Annotated in this window: 11 protein-coding genes, 1 tRNA gene and 1 pseudogene; 3 read left to right on the forward strand and 10 right to left on the reverse strand. The window is 51.2% G+C overall.

Annotated elements, in window-relative coordinates:
• A partial coding sequence (locus CX664_RS26210) for a hypothetical protein (RefSeq protein WP_180966378.1) occupies nt 1-520 on the forward strand: 520 nt, incomplete at its 5' end.
• Nucleotides 521-589: 69 nt separating this feature from the next.
• Here CX664_RS26210 and CX664_RS27355 read toward each other — a convergent pair.
• From CX664_RS27355 to CX664_RS05095, 5 genes and pseudogenes are all read right to left on the reverse strand, one after another.
• Nucleotides 590-700: pseudogene (locus CX664_RS27355) on the reverse strand (IS1595-like element ISEnu2 family transposase); the annotation flags it as partial.
• A 39-nt stretch (nt 701-739) separates the two neighbouring features.
• Nucleotides 740-1,891, reverse strand: coding sequence for a murein transglycosylase A (gene mltA / locus CX664_RS05080; protein ID WP_163372393.1), 1,152 nt, complete (start codon nt 1,889-1,891; stop codon nt 740-742).
• A gap of 255 nt (nt 1,892-2,146) precedes the next feature.
• Nucleotides 2,147-2,467, reverse strand: a complete 321-nt coding sequence (locus tag CX664_RS05085; protein WP_101745696.1) for a 2Fe-2S iron-sulfur cluster-binding protein — start codon at nt 2,465-2,467, stop codon at nt 2,147-2,149.
• A 93-nt stretch (nt 2,468-2,560) separates the two neighbouring features.
• Nucleotides 2,561-3,184, reverse strand: a complete 624-nt coding sequence (locus CX664_RS05090) for a 1-acyl-sn-glycerol-3-phosphate acyltransferase (RefSeq protein WP_101745697.1) — start codon at nt 3,182-3,184, stop codon at nt 2,561-2,563.
• An 88-nt stretch (nt 3,185-3,272) separates the two neighbouring features.
• Nucleotides 3,273-3,878: an HD domain-containing protein gene (locus CX664_RS05095; RefSeq protein WP_101745698.1), complete on the reverse strand. Its 606-nt coding sequence runs from the start codon at nt 3,876-3,878 to the stop codon at nt 3,273-3,275.
• 172 nt (nt 3,879-4,050) lie between these two features.
• Between CX664_RS05095 and CX664_RS05100 the strand changes: the two genes are divergently transcribed.
• Nucleotides 4,051-4,743: a hypothetical protein gene (locus tag CX664_RS05100; RefSeq protein ID WP_101745699.1), complete on the forward strand. Its 693-nt coding sequence runs from the start codon at nt 4,051-4,053 to the stop codon at nt 4,741-4,743.
• 33 nt (nt 4,744-4,776) lie between these two features.
• On the opposite strand, the gene CX664_RS05105 is transcribed toward CX664_RS05100, so the two are convergent.
• The 5 genes from CX664_RS05105 to CX664_RS05125 form a co-directional block, all read right to left on the reverse strand.
• Nucleotides 4,777-5,808, reverse strand: coding sequence for a DUF2333 family protein (locus CX664_RS05105; protein WP_101745700.1), 1,032 nt, complete (start codon nt 5,806-5,808; stop codon nt 4,777-4,779).
• A gap of 154 nt (nt 5,809-5,962) precedes the next feature.
• Complete coding sequence (locus CX664_RS05110; protein WP_145999833.1) at nt 5,963-9,574, reverse strand: hypothetical protein; 3,612 nt, start codon at nt 9,572-9,574, stop codon at nt 5,963-5,965.
• A gap of 244 nt (nt 9,575-9,818) precedes the next feature.
• Complete coding sequence (locus tag CX664_RS05115) at nt 9,819-13,493, reverse strand: hypothetical protein (RefSeq protein WP_180966379.1); 3,675 nt, start codon at nt 13,491-13,493, stop codon at nt 9,819-9,821.
• 357 nt (nt 13,494-13,850) lie between these two features.
• Nucleotides 13,851-15,797: a bifunctional diguanylate cyclase/phosphodiesterase gene (locus tag CX664_RS05120; RefSeq protein WP_101745703.1), complete on the reverse strand. Its 1,947-nt coding sequence runs from the start codon at nt 15,795-15,797 to the stop codon at nt 13,851-13,853.
• A gap of 48 nt (nt 15,798-15,845) precedes the next feature.
• Nucleotides 15,846-16,517 carry a transglutaminase-like cysteine peptidase gene (locus tag CX664_RS05125; protein ID WP_101745704.1) on the reverse strand — a complete coding sequence of 224 codons (672 nt, stop codon included), beginning with the start codon at nt 16,515-16,517 and terminating at the stop codon, nt 15,846-15,848.
• A gap of 135 nt (nt 16,518-16,652) precedes the next feature.
• On the opposite strand from CX664_RS05125, the gene CX664_RS05130 reads away from it, so the two are divergent.
• Nucleotides 16,653-16,729, forward strand: a tRNA-Ile gene (locus tag CX664_RS05130).
• Nucleotides 16,730-17,131 lie beyond the last annotated feature (402 nt).

Below are 17,131 nucleotides of genomic sequence, written 5' to 3' on the forward strand. Positions count from 1 at the left end.
ACTCAGCCCGGTTATCAAAGATGATAAAGATGGCATTGTTCCAGACCTCGTTAAGAAAGCGGTGGTTGCAAAGTTGGAACAGATTGAGGCAGCAAAAACGCCAGTAGTAACATCAAGCCCTCAGCAAGGACTTCCAGCAAGGGCAAGCGTACCAACTCAAGGGAACCAGGTTGCCAACAGTCGCATTCAAGGGCCGCTATCTAACTTTGACGCGGCAATGGAAGCTCTGGATCGTTTTCGCGAATTGGGACATGCAGAACTTGAACTGCTGGAACCCCACCGAAGCCAAATGACTTATGTTGAATTAAGCACTGCTATCTGCAAAATGAGCTACGCAGTGGATTCAGAAACACGGAAAGAATGGACTGAAGCCAGCGAGAAAAGGAGAAGAGACCCACTTGGGCTTGATGAAATAGTGGAATGGGATTTGGACTCATTGGCGACATTGGATTCATTGGCGACAGAGTCAGAACTGGTCAACAACGATGACTGGATGGAAGAGTTCCTACAAGGGCTGTGATATGCATTCACACGTTGCAGGTGAAAAACACCTTCTATAATCCGTATTCCAGAGGATTTGTCGACACTCTGTCTTCTTCTCATTACCCCGTTTCCTGGCAGCTCTTGGAAGACCTTTTTTCTGACCTTTGAAGGATTCACGGAAGAAAGTTTCATCCAGTTCTGTGATGCCACTAACCCGGAATTATTCAGTCCAGGCAGATTTATCAAGAAAAGCAGGTTATCGGGGAATCAACACATATAGCTTGCCAGGCTCCTGCTGTGGCCCGGCAATCAAGGCTGCATCGTTGCCAGCGCCCATATAGATATCTCCCCGGACGGGACCCTTTATGGCACTGCCGGTATCCTGGGCAACCATCAGCTGCTGGAATTTCTCTCCGGTGGCGGTGAGGCGGGTATCGAGCCATACCGGCAGGCCAAGGGGGATATAAGATGGATCCACAGCCAGTGTTCTTTTCGGGGCAGCAGGCACACCCTGAGCGGTGATGGCACCTTCCTCAGAAAAACTGAAAAAGATATAGCGAGGGTTCTGGTTGAGCAGCCATTCCCGTTGGTCCGGATGGTTTTCCAGCCATGACTGGATGGTTTGCATGGATACTTCTTCAAGCTCCCCTTGCTGTTTCAGTATCCTCCCAATGGCCACGTAGTTGTGGCCATTATTACCGGCGTAGCCAACATGAATAATGTTACCGTCAGGCAGTTCCACATTCCCGGACCCTTGAATCTGCAGAAAGAACTTATCAACAGGGCTGCTCAGCCACAGGAGCACATCGCTGGCTTTCGCTGTCTGTTGATTGATTTCTGCCCGACTGCCATAGGGTTTCAGGAAGCCTTTCTCAACCCGCCCCACCAATCCCGGGCCACTGAGTCCAAAGTCAGCCAGGCGAACCTTGACCAGATCGTGGGGCAGTTTCAGTAACGGGATTGGGTAATCTTCCGACGGTTTCAGACTGCCGGGAATAACCGGGGAGTAATAAGCGGTAAACAGGCCTTGTTTCTGGGGAGAGAGCTGGACAGGCGTAAAGTTTTGCTCAAAAAAGGTTTTCAGTTGACGGTCGGGGGTTTGCATCAGCTCCTTACACAGCAATTGCCATTGCTGGTAGTTGCCCCAGGGGCTGTTGTCGGTCAGCACCGAACGGTTCAGGTGCTGGCAACTGTTCAGCAATGCCGGTCTTACGGCAATGGCCTGTTGCTGGCTCCAGCCCTCCAGCTCACTGAATGTGACCGGCTGTCGTTCCGACGCTTTGGTCAATAGCCCGCAACCACTGAATAACAGAGAGCACAGAAGAGGAATAAACCTGAAAACGTTGCCGGTGACTGACTTGGAAAAACCGGAGGTAGCGTGTTTGAAGTGCTGGAATGCAAAGGTCACGTTGAGTGCTTCTGGTTGAGAACGGTGAATTAGAGGAAGGTGCTGAATCAGCTTGCCTATTAAACCATATTTTTTGGCCTGTTGTGCAGGCAACTGTTTGCACAGCTGCCCGGATAGCCGGGGCGTTCTCAATTTCCCATGTGACCAGAACGCCCCGTGAACGCTCTTTATACTACGTCGGGTTGTTAAGAAACAACAGGCTCTGGCATACCACTCATCAATTTGCCCACTTCCTGATCGATGTAATAGAGGAATTTAATATTGAGACTCAGGCAAATGAACCACCATGCCGTCCATCTCATCAGTGACGACAACCTGGCAGCTCAGCCTGCTGGTTTCTCTCGGCTCACGGACAACATCCAGCATTTCCTGCTCCATGCCTTCAGCCGGTCCGACCATCTCAATCCACCCTTCATCAATATAACAGTGGCAGGTGGCACAGGAGCAGGCACCACCACACTCTGCGAGGATGCCATCGATCATGTTATCAACGGCACCCTGCATCAAAGTACTACCTGAGTCGATGTCGGCTTCATACTGGTTGCCGTCGTGAGTAACAAACTGAATCAGAGGCATGGGAGTCCTTTCTTGTCTTTTTATTGCTGTTTCACTCTATCGGACTCACCACGGAAAGAAAAGTGACCACCTGTCAGACAAACCGCCCGGACATTATTTGTTGTATATATCAGGCGTTTCAAAGGGTCCATCACAGCCAAGCTCAGGATGCTTGCCCGGATGAGAGAGAAAGAACTCATGCATTCTGGCAAAGTCAGAGGGAATATCTCCGGACATGGACATAGGTGCGCCCATAATGACCTTTCGCTGCTGAAAGTCGAAGGCAATGGGTACAACCGGAACGTTGGCACCATTCGCTATATGATAAAAACCGGTTTTCCACTTTTGCACCTTTGACCGGGTGCCCTCAGGTGCAATAGCCAGCACGAAGTGGTCACTGCTGTTGATCTCTGCGATGGCCTGATCAACCCGGTTGATGGATTTATCACGCTCTATGGGAATACCGCCAAGCCGATGCATCAACACACTCAGGGGCCAGAAAAACAGCGAGTGCTTGGCAAAAAACCGGACACGTATACGGGTTACCAGCTTAACCGCAACGCCGATAACAAAATCCCAGTTTGATGTGTGATGGGCGACGATGATCACGTATTTATTGAGGTGTTCCGGCAGGTTTCCCTCAATTTTCCATCCGCCAAGTAACCACAGGACAAAGTGCCCCAGGCCTGTCTTGAAGCGGTTTTTGGGAAGGTAGTTGCTGGTGAAGGACGATTGCATAGTTAACTTGCTAAAGCAGGAAAGCGCGGCAGTATGTCACTTTTGTTGCACTTCGTCAGTCGGTAAATACCTTTTTAACAGGGTCAGATCAACAATCCTGAAGCCAGCCATTACGGACAGAGTGATCAATCTGTTCAAGAACATAACACCACAGTTTGGGGGCCAGGTGCTCCAGATACTGATTCCGTCTCAACACCTGACTGCGGGTAACCTGATACTTTGCCCAAGTGCCACCCTCGCTGTCCATATTCTGGATCACCGGTAACAGGCAGTCCATGGCTTTGGCGAAGCGGGCATCCGGGCTGTGTACCTGCTCAAATTCAAGCCAGAGCGCCCTGAACTCATCGGCCTGTTCCTGTGGCAATAGCCCGAACAGGCGCTCTGCCGCCGCCATTTCTTTAATTGACTGACCAGCCAGCTCGGTAGTCCCGGCAAACGCAAATGTATCTCCGGCATCAATTTCCACAATATCGTGAAGCAGCAGCATCTTGATCACCCGGCTAATATCAACCGGCTCTTCAGCGTACTCTTGCAGGGTCATCGCCTGCACCGCAATATGCCAGCTATGTTCGGCACTGTTCTCCTGTCGACTGTTATCAGGCTTTACCATGGTTTTTCGATAAACCGCCTTGAGTTTATCCAGCTCCTTGATAAAAGCCAGTTGCTGTCCAAGCCTTGAGGAAATAACAGACATAAATTTTGAACCATATTACTAATATTGCGTCTAAGAACATAAAGCCTAACAGAACACTAAGCCAGCAACTAACCATCGATTTTAAAATCAATCAGTTATAAAAGAAGCTGGTCATTGAGCAGAACCGGCAGAACACTCAAAACATAGTCGAATTAACCACCTGGTATGCCCGATGAACCCATCTATAAACAGCACTCTCTTTGCTCACAACCCCCCTCCTGAGCATGTCTATCACAACAAAGAACCATCCGAAGAGCGCTCGAATACCACCACTGAAGCTTGCTCTCAAAGTAACGCACCTTCAGGAAAAAGTGATGGGCTAGCCGTTAGAACCTGTGAGGTTATCGAAAAAACAGAAACATTTATGTCCAGGGTAAAACGTCATGGTAAATGGTTGCTGTCAAAAGTTCCCGGGGCTCTGTGCACCCCACTGAGAGTCTGCACTACTTTATTGCATGCGGGCATTTTTGCCGGTTATTACGTTACAGTAATGACCATTACCGGCATTGGAGCGCTTACCGGGGCGATGACGGGGGTAGCTGCTGCAATAAAAGCAAGTATCAGACCCTGCCCGGCAGAAAAATCATTTAAAGAATACACCGTCAGTCATGCACAAAAAGTCTTTAAATGGCTGGCTCTGCCCTATGAGACCTTGCCAAAAACGCTTAAGGGCTCAATATTTCCGGCGATAGCCAGTGCCGTGCTTTTTATTGTTGAAACGGTGACTATTCCGGGAAAACAGCTCTCCATTCATGTGTATGAAAACATTTGCCACGCCACTTACCAGGCGACCAAACCCTATAAGCCTGTCACTGATATGACCGTAAAGCTGTTTGATACCACTAAGCGATGGATTCAGAATTGAAGCAAAAGCAGGGGGGATTGAATTCCCCCATCATTAACCTTGTTCCAGTAAACGCCGCAGATCAATAATCGCCGCATTCGCACGGGAGACATAATTAGCCATCACCAGAGAGTGGTTAGCCAGCAAGCCAAAACCGGAACCGTTCAGTATCATCGGGCTCCAAACCGCATCCTGGGTCGCCTCCAGCTCGCGGATAATCTGTCGGACACTGACCGTGGCATTTTTCTTGTCCAGAACGTCAGCAAAGTCCACTTCTATCGCCCTGAGAAGATGTATCAGAGCCCAGGAAGTACCTCGGGCCTCATAGAAAACATCATCAATCTGTGACCAGGGTGTTTTTACATCAATCAATACAGCACTGTCGGTGGATTGAGCCTCCGCGCCGGAAAGGTCGGTATTCAAACGGGGTTTACCAACACTGGCACTCAGACGTTGGGAAAGGCTGCCGAGGCGCGTTTCTACATCCCCCAGCCAGCGGGTCAGATTATCGGCCCGGGCATAAAACTGCGCCGAGTCATTGGGATCGGACAAACGGGTCATATAGCTGTTCAGCTTATCAATGCCCCTCTGGTATTCCCGCTCACTGGAAGGCAGAATCCAGCTTCTGGCATCAAAATTAAACTGCGGCTCGGCCACCGCAAGATCCTGGTCTTCCCTTGACTGCGACTGGGAACGACTGAAGTCCTTGCGCAGGGCCCGGGCCATATCACGCACCTGAATCAGAACACCCACTTCCCAATTGGGCATATTATCCATCAGTACGCCCGGTGGCATAATGTCATTGCGCAGGAAACCACCCGGCTTATTCAGCAGCGTATTCGCCAGGGTATAGAGTGTTGCTGTTGTGGTATAACCAGTGACGACAGCCTGAGCATTATCAGTGGCCAGCTTTTCGGCATTGGCCTTTACTGAGAACAGGTCTGGCTCCTGACTCCAGTACCAGCCAACAAGTGATAGAAACAGAATCAATACGCCAGTGCCGACGGCCAGGGCTTTACCATAGATAAGACCCGACATTTTCTGCATACCCGACTGAAAAGCCGATTTCATCTTTTCCAGCGCCATAATTTCCCCGTTCGTCACCGCTCAGACACTTATCCTGAATATGGCGTTCCAATATGGATGCGCTTCCAAGCGGCCATTATCCTCTAATAATTGTGGTTGTGCGAGTTTCTGTTAGAGCCTGTTGGGGTTTTGTTGCGAGTGCAGTGATAAAAATTCACGTTGAGTTCACCCGATCTTCTCCAGGGCGCATCATGGCAAACAGTGTTTTAACAAACGCCTTTCTCTTGATCTGGTAATCACTCACATAATGAGTTGTTGCCAGCCAGTCGTTAACCCGGTGTTCAAAATCATGAAAACAAATATGGCGGACCAATTTCATGTGCAGGTTCTCAGTCAATGCATAAAGGCGTTGTTGCTCTTTTTGCAGCTGATGACTCCGGCTGTCGGGATTGTCTTCAGAGTGCAGAGCGATAAACTGCCTGGCTTTATTCAGGGTAAGCAGGCAGCGAAACAGCAAGCCATAAATACGTTCCTCGGTATTTTGGGGGCTGTTAAACAGAAGGGTTCGAGGTACGTCAAATACCGGCCCGTTTTGCAATTGCTCAGTCAGCGGGTCCAGGTTCTCAGCGAGGTATTCCAGCGTATCGTTCAGTAATCTGGTTTCCTCAGCAAACGACAAACACCACACCGGCCTCTCAACACCAGGGACGTGAACGGCTAATAGTGCGGCATTTCCATAGACTACCCTGTCATCAATACTGGCCTGAAGCCCCATGACTTTTATCCCAAAATCCCCGTCTTTAAGATGGATATTGTAGGCGCTTGGCAGTTTAATCTCCTGACATCCCCGGATTGGCGAGATGATGATACTCTTGAGAATTTCAGAGCCCCGCTCGATGTTCAGCGTCTGCAGCTTATCAAAAAGCAGTCTGGCCGTTTTTTCTGTCGTACAGATAATGTCAATATCATTAAATACCTGGCAGATGTTCTGTAAAAAACGGGCATAAGAGCCGGTAATCAGAATGGGGGGATGCGTACAGGAAACATTGATTTCCTGAATAATCTCCAGTGTTTTCAATGTTAGGGCATTTAACCGCATAACCGGCTTGTGCGAGAAAACCGGTCTGCCTGACCATTGCCAGAGAGTTTGCGCCACGCTGGCGGTCATTGCCCCGGTGGTAAACGTACTTTCTGCTGCATCCCGGGGCAAACTGCCAGACCGGGGGTTGTATGTACCCTGTTGTTTCGATACGGAGTACTGGCAACTGACGACAACAGAAGCCTTTTGTTGACTGGCTGAAGCTTCGTATCCATTAAAGCTGTCACTGTTCCACCATGAGTCCACGGCATTTTCCCGTAACAGTAAACCATCCATTACCAAAGCCTCGGAGCTGCACTCTTCAAACCAGCAGCCTAAAGCATGGCGCAGCTTACTTCCTTCAGGAAAACTCTGAAGGCATTCCAGTACCTGGTATTGATGGATTTCCTGTCCATCAATAGGCTGCCTGGTGATGTAGCAGTGTGCCATAAAGAAAAAATGCAGGCGTGAGTTCTGAAATGAACTCCTCAGTGCATTGATGGATTCCAGTACCTGTTCTGCCGAAACGCCCTGATGATCAATGGTCAATTCTTGCTGCATGGCCATAAATTTCAAGAGACATTGCAGTCGGTGTTGTTCATCTTTAACTGGTACGTTGTTTAGTATTTGCAAGGCCTCTTGCAGTATACCCTGAGCTTCATTGATATCATCGCACTGCTGAGTTTGCTGCAGCCTTTGCATCAGATACCTGGTTTGCCTTGAGGAATGATCCCCGGGAACTTGATTAAACGCTGCCAATACATCCTTGTTGTCCAGATAGTTGCCATTCAATTGCCTGGCATTCAATGCCAGCTGAGAATAAAAAATAGCAACTTCGAGCAACCCGCCACAGCGTTCATAATCCTTAACCACCTCTTCCGGTGTGACCTGCTGACCATGCAACAGCAGCCCCCTCAGGCAACATTCGGCTTTAAAGCGAGCCAGCGCCAGTGGTGCTCTGGCTGCCTGAAAATCGTTAACCAGCTCATCCGGTGTGACCTGCCGACCATTCAACCTCAGGCCCATCAGGCAACACTCCGCCTTGAAGCGCGCTATCGCCACTTTGCCTTCCGGGCTATTCGGGAAACCCTTGACTACTTCATCCGGTGTGACCTGCTGGCCATCCAACGGCAAACTCCTCAGACAACATTGTTGCTTGAAGTGCACGGCTCCCAGTCTGCCTTCCGGACTCTCCGGGAAATCCCTGAGCACTTCATCCGGTGAGACCTTCCGACCATATAACGTCAGCCCCCTCAGGCAACATTGTTCTTTAAAGTGTGCCAGCTCCAGTGGTGCTTTGGCGGCCCGAAAATCCCTGGCCACCGCATCCGGGGTGAACTGCTTGCCATTGGACAGCAGCCCCTTCAGGCAACATTGCTCCTTAAAGCGCGCTATCCCCAGTTTGCCTTCCGGACTATCCGGAAAATTCGTCAGCACTGCATCCGGTGTGATCTGCTGGCCATACAACGACAAGCCCCTCAGGCAGCATTTCACTTTGAAGCGCACTATCGCCAGTATGCCTTCCGGATTACCCGGAAAAATCTTAACCACCTCTTCGGGTGTGACCGGCTGGCCATGTAACCGCATACCCCTGAAGCAACATTCCTGTTTAAAGCGCGCTATCCCCAGCTTGCCTTCTGAACTGTCCGGGAAGCTATTCAACACCGCCTCCGGCGTGACCGGCTGGTCGTGCAACACCAGCCCTTTCAGGCAACATTCCTGTTTAAAGCGCGCTATCCCCAGCCTGCCTTCCGGAGTATCCGGAAACTCCCTGAACACAGAATCCGGTGTCACCTGCCGACCATGCAGCAAAATCCCCCTCAGGCAACATTGTTCTTTAAAGCGCGCCAGCTCAAGGGTTGTTTTGGTGGACTGCAAATCCCTGACCACCTCCTCCGGTGTCACCTGTCGGCCATTCAATGGCATGCTCCTCAGGCAACATTCCACTTTGAAGTGTGCCAGTTCCAGTGTTGCCCCGACGGCCTGATAGCCCTTGACCACCGCATCCGGTATGACCAGCTGGCCATTCAACGGCACCCCCTTCAGACAACATTCCGCTCTGAAACGTGCCAGTTCCAGTGTTGCCTTGATTGCCTGATAATCCTTAACCAGTAAATCTGCATTGATTGGTCGGCCATTCAATAACAGCCCCCTCAGGCAGCATGCCGCTTTGAAGCGCGCTAATCCCAGTTTGCCTTCCGGAGTATCCGGGTACTCCTTAACCACCTCATCCGGTGTGATCTGTTGGCCCTTCAATGGCAGGCGCCTCAGGCAACATTCCGCTTTGAAACGCGCTAATCCCAGTTTGCCTTCCGGAGTATCCGGGTACTCCTTAACCACCCCATCCGGTATGACCTTCCGACCTTTCAGCGGCAAACTTCTCAGGCAACATTCCGCTTTGAAACGTGCCAGCTCCAGCGTTACTTTGATCGCCTCAAAATCCCTGACCACCGCATCCGGTGTCACCTTCTGGCCTTTCCACACCAGACCTCTCAGGCAACATTCGGCTTTGAAACGCGCTATCGCTAATTTGTACTTATTATTCCGATCCGGCAGCCGGTTGAATTCCTGAATAACCTGGTCTGCGGTCACTTTTCTGGTGCCATGCAAGATGTTTTGCAGGCAGAGCTTTTGCAGGAAGAAGCCGCTTCTCAGAGATGTTGTTTCATTCCCATAGGTGCAGAGCACCGCAGCCGAGGTGACTTGACGTCCTTGTAATAGTTTTTTTTGCCAAAAGGCATCCTCCATACATTTGCCTTTATCCAGAGTGGTAGCTCTATCTCTATAAGACGGATGGTTTAAGACTTTTTTGCTATTAAATGAACTTCCTTCGCGGTCACGGATTCCGCTTGAATGGGCTTGTTGGCCCACCCGACCGGCAGGCTTTGGGTAGGAGCAGGTTGATGAGGTTGCGTTCAGAATAGAGCCCTGCACACTTTGACTATAAATACTGCGGTTTGACCTCAAAATGATGATCAGGTTCACGCCATTCTTATTCTGACTGCATCATCGCCAGCAGTGCCGTAATAAAGTCCCTTCTTTTGAACTCGTATTCATTAACATGATGGGTGGTTGATAGCCAGTTGTTCACTCTGTGCTCAAAATCACTGCGACAAACATGGCCAGACAATTTTGTTTGCAGATTGGCCGTCAGCATATACAGCCGTTGTCGTTGTTCTTGCAGCAGGTTAGTCTGGATCGGTGTTCCGGGTTTGCCTTCAGAGTGCAGATCAATAAACTGCCTGGCTTTATGCAGAGTTAGCAGAGCGCGCATCAGCAAACCATAAATATATTCCCCGGGGTTTTGGGGAGTGTTAAAAAGAATGGTTCGGGGCAGGTAAAATACCTCTCCCTTTTGCAATTGTCTGGTCAGTGGGTCAAGATTTTTCGCGAGATATTCCAGCGTGCTGTTCAGTAATCGGGTTTCTTCGGCAAACGACAGACACCATACCTGCCGCTCAACGCCAGGAACCTGAACGGCGCATCGTGAGGTATTGCCATCGGTGACTCTCGCATCAATACTGACCTGAACCCCCATTGCTTTCATACCCAAATCACCGTCTTTCAGATGAATATTGTAGGCCTTTGGCAGTTGAATCTCCGGACATCCCGGAACGTCCCAGATGACGATGTTTTTGGGAATTTCCGAGGCTTTGTCGCTGTTAAGTGCCTGCAGCCGGTCAAACAGTGTCCTGGCAGGCTCTGCTGCCGTACAGATAATGTCAATATCATTGAATGATGAGCAGCGGTTCTGTAAAAAACGCGCGTAGGAACCGGTAATCAGAATGGGGGGATTGCGATAAGAACCATTGATTTCCTGAATAATCTCCAGTGTTTGTAGTGTTAGCGCATTGAACTGCGGATGCCTGTTCAGGAGACCCGGTTCAATGGACCATTGCTTCGGCGCCTGAGCCGCACTGGTGGCAACTGTCTGAGTGGCAGGGACTGCGGTTCTGTGGGGACTCTTGCGCCTTGGGGCTGCGGCCCGTTCCTGTTTGAACAGGAATTCATTCATTATATTGGCTTCAGGGCTGAATCGTGCAAACCAGTGGCCTAAAGCATGGCGCAACTTGCTTCTTTCAGGAAAACCCTGAAGGCACTCCAGAACATGATCCCTGCGGATGGTTTGTCCATCAACCGGCTGTCTCTTGATATAGCAATGTGCCAGGAAGAAGAAATGCGTGCGTTTATTCTTAAATGAGTTCCTGAGTGTTTTCATGGATTGCAGTACCTCTTCTGCTGACACTCGCTGCTGATCAATCGACAACTCATGCTGCATCGCCATGAATTTCAGGATACATTGCAGCCGATGTTGCTCATCTTTTACCGGTGCGCTGTTTAATATTTGCCAGGCCTGTTGAATGATCTCCTGAGCCTCGTTGGTTTCATCGAACCACTGACGTTGTTTCAACCTGTGCATCAGGTACTCAGCCTGCCTGGAAGAATGATCTCCGGGTGCTTCATTAAACGCTGCCAATACTTGCGCGTTATCCAGGTAGGAGCCATTCAATTCTCTTGCATTCAATGCCAGTCGGGTCTTAAAAATAGCGCTTTCGAGCAACCAGCCACCACGTTCAAAATCCTTGACTACGGCATCCGGTGTGACCTGCCGACGATTCAACGCCAGGCCTCTCAGGCAACACGCCCCTTGAAAGCGCACCAGCGCCAGTTTTCCCTCCCGATTATTCGGGAAATCACTGACCACCTCATCCGGTACGACCTGCTGCCCCTGCAACATCAGACCTCTAAAGCAACACTGTTCCTTAAAGCGCGCTAACCCTATTCTGGCATATGAGCGACTGGGGAAACTCTTAACCACTGCATCCGGCATGACCTGCTGGCCATTCAATGGCAGCTCCATCAGGCAACACATTTCCATGAAGCGTGCTATCGCCAGCCTGCCCTCCGGGCTATCCGGGAAGCTCTTAACCACCTCATCCGGTGTAACCTTCCGGCCATGCAACACCAGGCCTTTCAGGCAACAGTCTGCTTTGAAGCGCCCCAGCCCCAGTCTGCCTTCCCGACTATCCGGGAAATCCCTGGCCACCTCATCCGGTGTGACCAGCTGGCCATGCAACAGCAGGCCCAGCAGACAACAGTCTGCTTTGAAGCGCGCCAGATCCAGTGGTGCTTTCGCAGTCTTAAAATCCTTAACCACCTCATCCGTTGTGACCTGCTGACCATGCAATGCCAGACCTCTGAGGCAACATTCCGCTTTAAAGCGTGCCAGCTCCAGTGGTGCTTTAGCGTCCTTGTAACCCTTAACCACCTCCTCTGTTGTGACCGGCCGACCATTCACTGCCAGAGCTTTCAGGTAACAATTCTCTTTGAAGCGCGCCAGCTCCAGAGGTGCATTGATGGCCTGAAAACCCTTAACCACTGCCGCCGGTATGACCTGCTGGCCATGCAACGACCACCTTCTCAGGCAACATTCCGCTTGGAAACGCGCCAGCTCCAGTGTCGCTTTGGTTGCCTGATAATCGACCTGCTGATCATTCATCAACAGCCCCTTCAAGCGAGCCTCGGTGTTACAGCGCGCCTGCTCCGCTTCTGCCTTGGCGACCTGATAATCATTAACCACTTCATCCGGCGTAACCTGCTGGCCATTTAACGCCAGGCCTCGCAGACAACATTTTTCCTTAAAGCGTGCCAGCCCCAGTGGTGCGTTGGCTGCCCGATAATCCTTAACCACCGCCTCCGGTAAGACCTGCTGACCATGCAACATCAGGCCTCTCAGGCAACATTCCATTTTGAAGTGCGCCAGCGACATCGTTGCTTTGGCTGCCTGAAACTCCCTGACCACCTCATCCGGCGCAACCTGCTGGCCATTCAGCGTCAGGCCTCTCAGGCAACATTCCTTTTTGAAGTAGGAAAGTTTCAGCGTTGCGTTGACTGCCTGAAACCCCTTAACCACGGCCTCCGGTCTGACCCGGCGGCCATTCAGCAGCAGCTCTGTCAGGCAACAGGTCTCTTTGAAGTGCGCCAGACCCAGTTTGCCTTCATGACTGGCCGGGAAAGCCTTAGCCACCTCATCCGGTGTCACCGGCTGGCCATTCATCATCTTGCCTGTCAGGCAACAATCCGCTTTAAAGCGTGCCAGCGCCAGCTGGCCCTGCGGACTGTCCGGGAAACCCTTAACCACTTCATCCGCTGTGATCTGCTGGCCATTCAATGCCAGGCCCTTTTGGCAACATTGTTCCTTAAAGTGCGCCAATCCCAGTTTGCCCATCAGGTTGTCCGGGAAATCCCTGATCACCGCCTCCGGTGTCACCGGCCGGCCATTCAGCGGCAGCCCCCTCAGACAACATTCCGCTTTGAAACGCGCCAGCTCCAGCGTGGCGTTGATTGCCTGAAAATCCTTAACCACCGTATCCGGTGCAATCTTCTGGCCTCTCAAGGGCAGGCCCTTCAGGCAACAGTGTTCCTTAAAGCGCGCCATCCCCAACTTGCCTTCACGACTCTCCGGGAAATCCTTAATCACCATCTCTGGTGTGACCAGCCGACCATTCAACCTGAGGCCCGTCAGGCAGCATTCCTCTTTGAAGCGTGCTATCGCTATCTGGCACTTATCATTTCGCCCTGGCCTTCGGTTGAGCTCACGAACAACATGGTCCGGGGTCACTTTGCTATTGCCATGTCGAATGTTTTGTAAGCAAAGTTGCTGCAAGAAGAAGCCGCTTCTAAAAGATGTTTTGTCCTTTCCATAGGCGGTAAGCACATCAGCGGTGTTGATTGGACGCCCTTGTAATGGTTTTTTCTGCCAAAAGGCATCCTCAATCCGCCTGCCATCATCCAGCGTGATGGCGGTACCTGTGCGGGACTGGTGGTTTGCAACCTTTTTGCCGTTGAATTTACTTCTGGAGCTGCCAGGAATTCTGCTTGAACCGGCTTGTTGATCCCCGGCAGGCTTTGGGCGGGAGCAGGTTGATGTGGTTGCTTTCAGAATCCCCCCTGCACACGTTAACTATAAATTCCGCCGTTTGACCTCAAAATGATGATCAGGTTCCCTCCATCGTTGAACAATTCAGAGTAACTCGGGATGCCCCAGATAATATCCCTGACCACCAGCAACACCCAGCTGTTTTAATGCCTCCCACGCCTCTTCCTGTTCAACGCCCTGGGCGAGAACACTCATATCCCGGGACTCAGCCATCATGGACAGTGTTCTTATATACAGTTGATTCTCATAACTGGACGTCAGCTGTCTTGCAAAACTGCCGTCCACTTTCAGGTAATGGGCATTGATCATCTGCAGGAACGTCAGCGCCTGACTGGACACACCAAAATGATCAATAGAAAACTGACAACCGGTTGCCACCAGTGTATCCACCCGTTCTGCAACCCGCTCCCCCACCAGCATAAGCGAGCGCTCAGCCGTTTCCAGAATCAGACGCCTGGCCAGATCCTGACGCAGTCTGAGGGCATCCAGTAACCAGTGATAAAAATCATCATCCATCAGGGAGTAAGGTGAGATATTCAGGCTATAGGTTCGATAGTCATCCCGGTCATCCATATAATCCGTGAGGGCAAAAAATACCGCACGATCAAAGGCACCATACAGATCATAGCGCTCAACCACTGGCATAAAAGCATCGGCAGACACCACTTCACCATCCAGCGTTATCCGTGCCAGTACCTCCGTAAATGCTACTTCACCATCTGCTCCCACAATGGGCTGGCCATACAGCTCGATAAGGCCTTTTGCCATCACCTCTTCCAGCGCTTCGACCCATTGAGTGTCACTCCATCCCATGTACGGATAACCAGACTCACCACTGATATCCAGCACATCCCAGCAATTTTTAACCCGGGCCTCCTGTTCCAGCAGCTGCTGATCACCATGCTCCAGCAGCAACTCCGGGGAACAGCGCCCCTGGTGAGTCACTGCGGCAATATGCAGGTTATTGCTACCTTCCGGTGACGAGAAAAACTCCATGGCCACCAGAACCTTGAATAACCGTTCCGTCACCTTACGGATTTCATCGACATTGCAGGCGGGCACACACACGCTAAAACCGGATCCATTCCAGCGGCCAGAAAAAGCTTCGGGCCAGGCCAACATAGTTTTGCCCAGCCAATAGCTGACGGTCACCAGCAGGTCATCAACAAATTTTTGTCCATGAGACCGGTTCAGCACCTCCAGCCCTCGCACCTGAATCATGATCAGACTGGCACCCGCCTCACCGATGTCTTCACTTAACACGGTCTTCATCCGACGGTTAAAGGCCCGTCGATTGAGTAATCCGGTCAATGGATCCTTGACCGACTTGCGACGCAGCTCTTCTGTCAGAGCCACCTGCTCAGAGAACGCCTTTTCCAGCTTCTCTGCCATCCGGTTCATGGCCTGAACCACTTTGCGTAAATCTCTGGTTTTGGGTAACTCGGGTTGTATCTCAAAATGACGGTCACAGATTCGGTTCGCCTGCTGCTCCATCCTTGTTAAAGGCCGGAGAACCACACCCAGCAGCATATTCAATCCGACCATGGCGACGATCAAACCGACACCGAACAGCAGCGCATCTTTGCTCACCTTGGACCAGAGACTGCGGTAGGCATAACCCGGATGACTGGCTACCAGAAGCTGCCCCATGGGCACCCAGCCACTGTTAATCTCGCTGGTCACTGCCGTAGTTTTCAGGTCAATCAGTTTCACAAACCAGTCCGGTACACCTTCCAGCGTTCCGGGGTGTTCACTGTTGACCAGCACGTTGCCCGACATATCGGTAAAACGAATCTGCCGGTAGTAACCACGATCAAAAACCGCATCAATCATCGAATCCATCCCGGCAATATTGCCAGCCCCGGCGGAAGCAATGGCAACACCAAGGGAGGTGGCCGTATCCTGGGAATGAGAGTTCAACTGTTCCTGAAGGTAATGACGGGCATCATTGACGGACAGCACGAAGCTGCCAGCAAACAACAGAATCAACAGCAAAGTTAAAGATAGTGCCAGTTCACGAAGTAGCGTCATGGTGGCATCCCTGTCCGTTTTCAGTTCCGGGGAAAGCAGGATAAGCCATCAGCTGCTCCCGTCATTCAGTCGTCCCTGACTGTTCGACTTCTGCAACCGTCGGCGCAGCTCAGTCCAGGTCTTTATCTTACTGGACTCACCGAGGCGAACCCCTTCACCACGCTGACGGGACAGCCAGAGTCCGTCACCGTTAAAGTTATAAACGGGAACCAGATCTGTGCGATGACTGGCGGGACGAATCTCACTGACCAGGTTGTCCAGAATCAACGGCTCTTCCCCCGGACCGGCGAAGTAACTGAGCACCATATGGGCCTGATCAAGCTCAACCGCCTTTACATAGGTAATCCTCAGCTTCTCATCGGCCACGCCAAGCTCACGGAGGGTAAAATACTTGGCAATGGAGAAGTCTTCACAATCACCCGCGCCACTGGCCAGCAGTTCCACCGGAGTCGCCCAGAAATCCTCTTCCCCCCAGTGGTCAATATCATGCACAAAGCGCATACGGTTAAAGAAGTCATTCACTTCAACCAGCTTCCGGGGTTCTGGCAGCTGCCTGCTGTAGGTCATCAGATTCTGCCAATGGGTCAGCCGTTCAGCAGCTGCGATACCATAGAGTTCCCGGGCACTATCCACCAACGCTTTACCCACCACCAGGTCGCCAGCCAGCACCACGGCAACGAACCAATGACCCCATTTGGATGGCAGAAGGTGGGATAGCATCCAGAATATTTCCAGCCGATTCCTGATCTTATATAGAGTCGGCAAGGATCAGCCGGGCCTGTAAGGAAAAACCGTCAAAAGGCGATAACAGGGTTGGCGGCAGAGTAAATCTATGCGTATAATCCAACCGCTTCAGGGCCTATAGCTCAGTTGGTTAGAGCAGCGGACTCATAATCCGTTGGTCGAAGGTTCAAGTCCTTCTGGGCCCACCAGATATAGCAGCGCTTTCAAGATAAGTACTCACTCACCAAATCTCTTTAAATTCTTATCTGCGCCCACCTTTGCGCCCCCCCTTTCTTCCGGACTGTTAAGGGATCAAACGGGAATCCTTAGTGTGCCCCTTCTTTCCGGCTCTCTACTTCAGTCTGAGTGGCTTGGTAACTCGGGCCTATCCTGTCTTTGGGGAAACATGAGCCCTGTCGGGTTTATTCAGCCCTTTCCTGGTGATAAATCGCCTCATGCTGTTGGGTGACTTTAATCCTACTACCCGGGCGATTGCCTTCTACCTCGTCATCAACTGCACTATTGTGCTTAACGAGGTGTCCTAAGTCATTAAACCACTTCACACTTTACTTTTTGGTCATTAAACCTGCGCCTCTGATAATCAACAACAC

The sequence above is a fragment of the Endozoicomonas acroporae genome (assembly GCF_002864045.1).
Classification (GTDB): Bacteria; Pseudomonadota; Gammaproteobacteria; order Pseudomonadales; family Endozoicomonadaceae; genus Endozoicomonas; species Endozoicomonas acroporae.

What these genes read in the sequence shown, in the direction of transcription:
- CX664_RS05085 (WP_101745696.1), bottom strand. Translation starts at nt 2,467, where the DNA reads ATGCCTCTGATTCAGTTTGTTACTCACGACGGCAACCAGTATGAAGCC.
- CX664_RS05090 (WP_101745697.1), bottom strand. Translation starts at nt 3,184, where the DNA reads ATGCAATCGTCCTTCACCAGCAACTACCTTCCCAAAAACCGCTTCAAG.
- CX664_RS05095 (WP_101745698.1), bottom strand. Translation starts at nt 3,878, where the DNA reads ATGTCTGTTATTTCCTCAAGGCTTGGACAGCAACTGGCTTTTATCAAG.
- CX664_RS05100 (WP_101745699.1), top strand. Translation starts at nt 4,051, where the DNA reads ATGAACCCATCTATAAACAGCACTCTCTTTGCTCACAACCCCCCTCCT.
- CX664_RS05105 (WP_101745700.1), bottom strand. Translation starts at nt 5,808, where the DNA reads ATGGCGCTGGAAAAGATGAAATCGGCTTTTCAGTCGGGTATGCAGAAA.
- CX664_RS05110 (WP_145999833.1), bottom strand. Translation starts at nt 9,574, where the DNA reads ATGGAGGATGCCTTTTGGCAAAAAAAACTATTACAAGGACGTCAAGTC.
- CX664_RS05120 (WP_101745703.1), bottom strand. Translation starts at nt 15,797, where the DNA reads ATGACGCTACTTCGTGAACTGGCACTATCTTTAACTTTGCTGTTGATT.
- CX664_RS05125 (WP_101745704.1), bottom strand. Translation starts at nt 16,517, where the DNA reads ATGCTATCCCACCTTCTGCCATCCAAATGGGGTCATTGGTTCGTTGCC.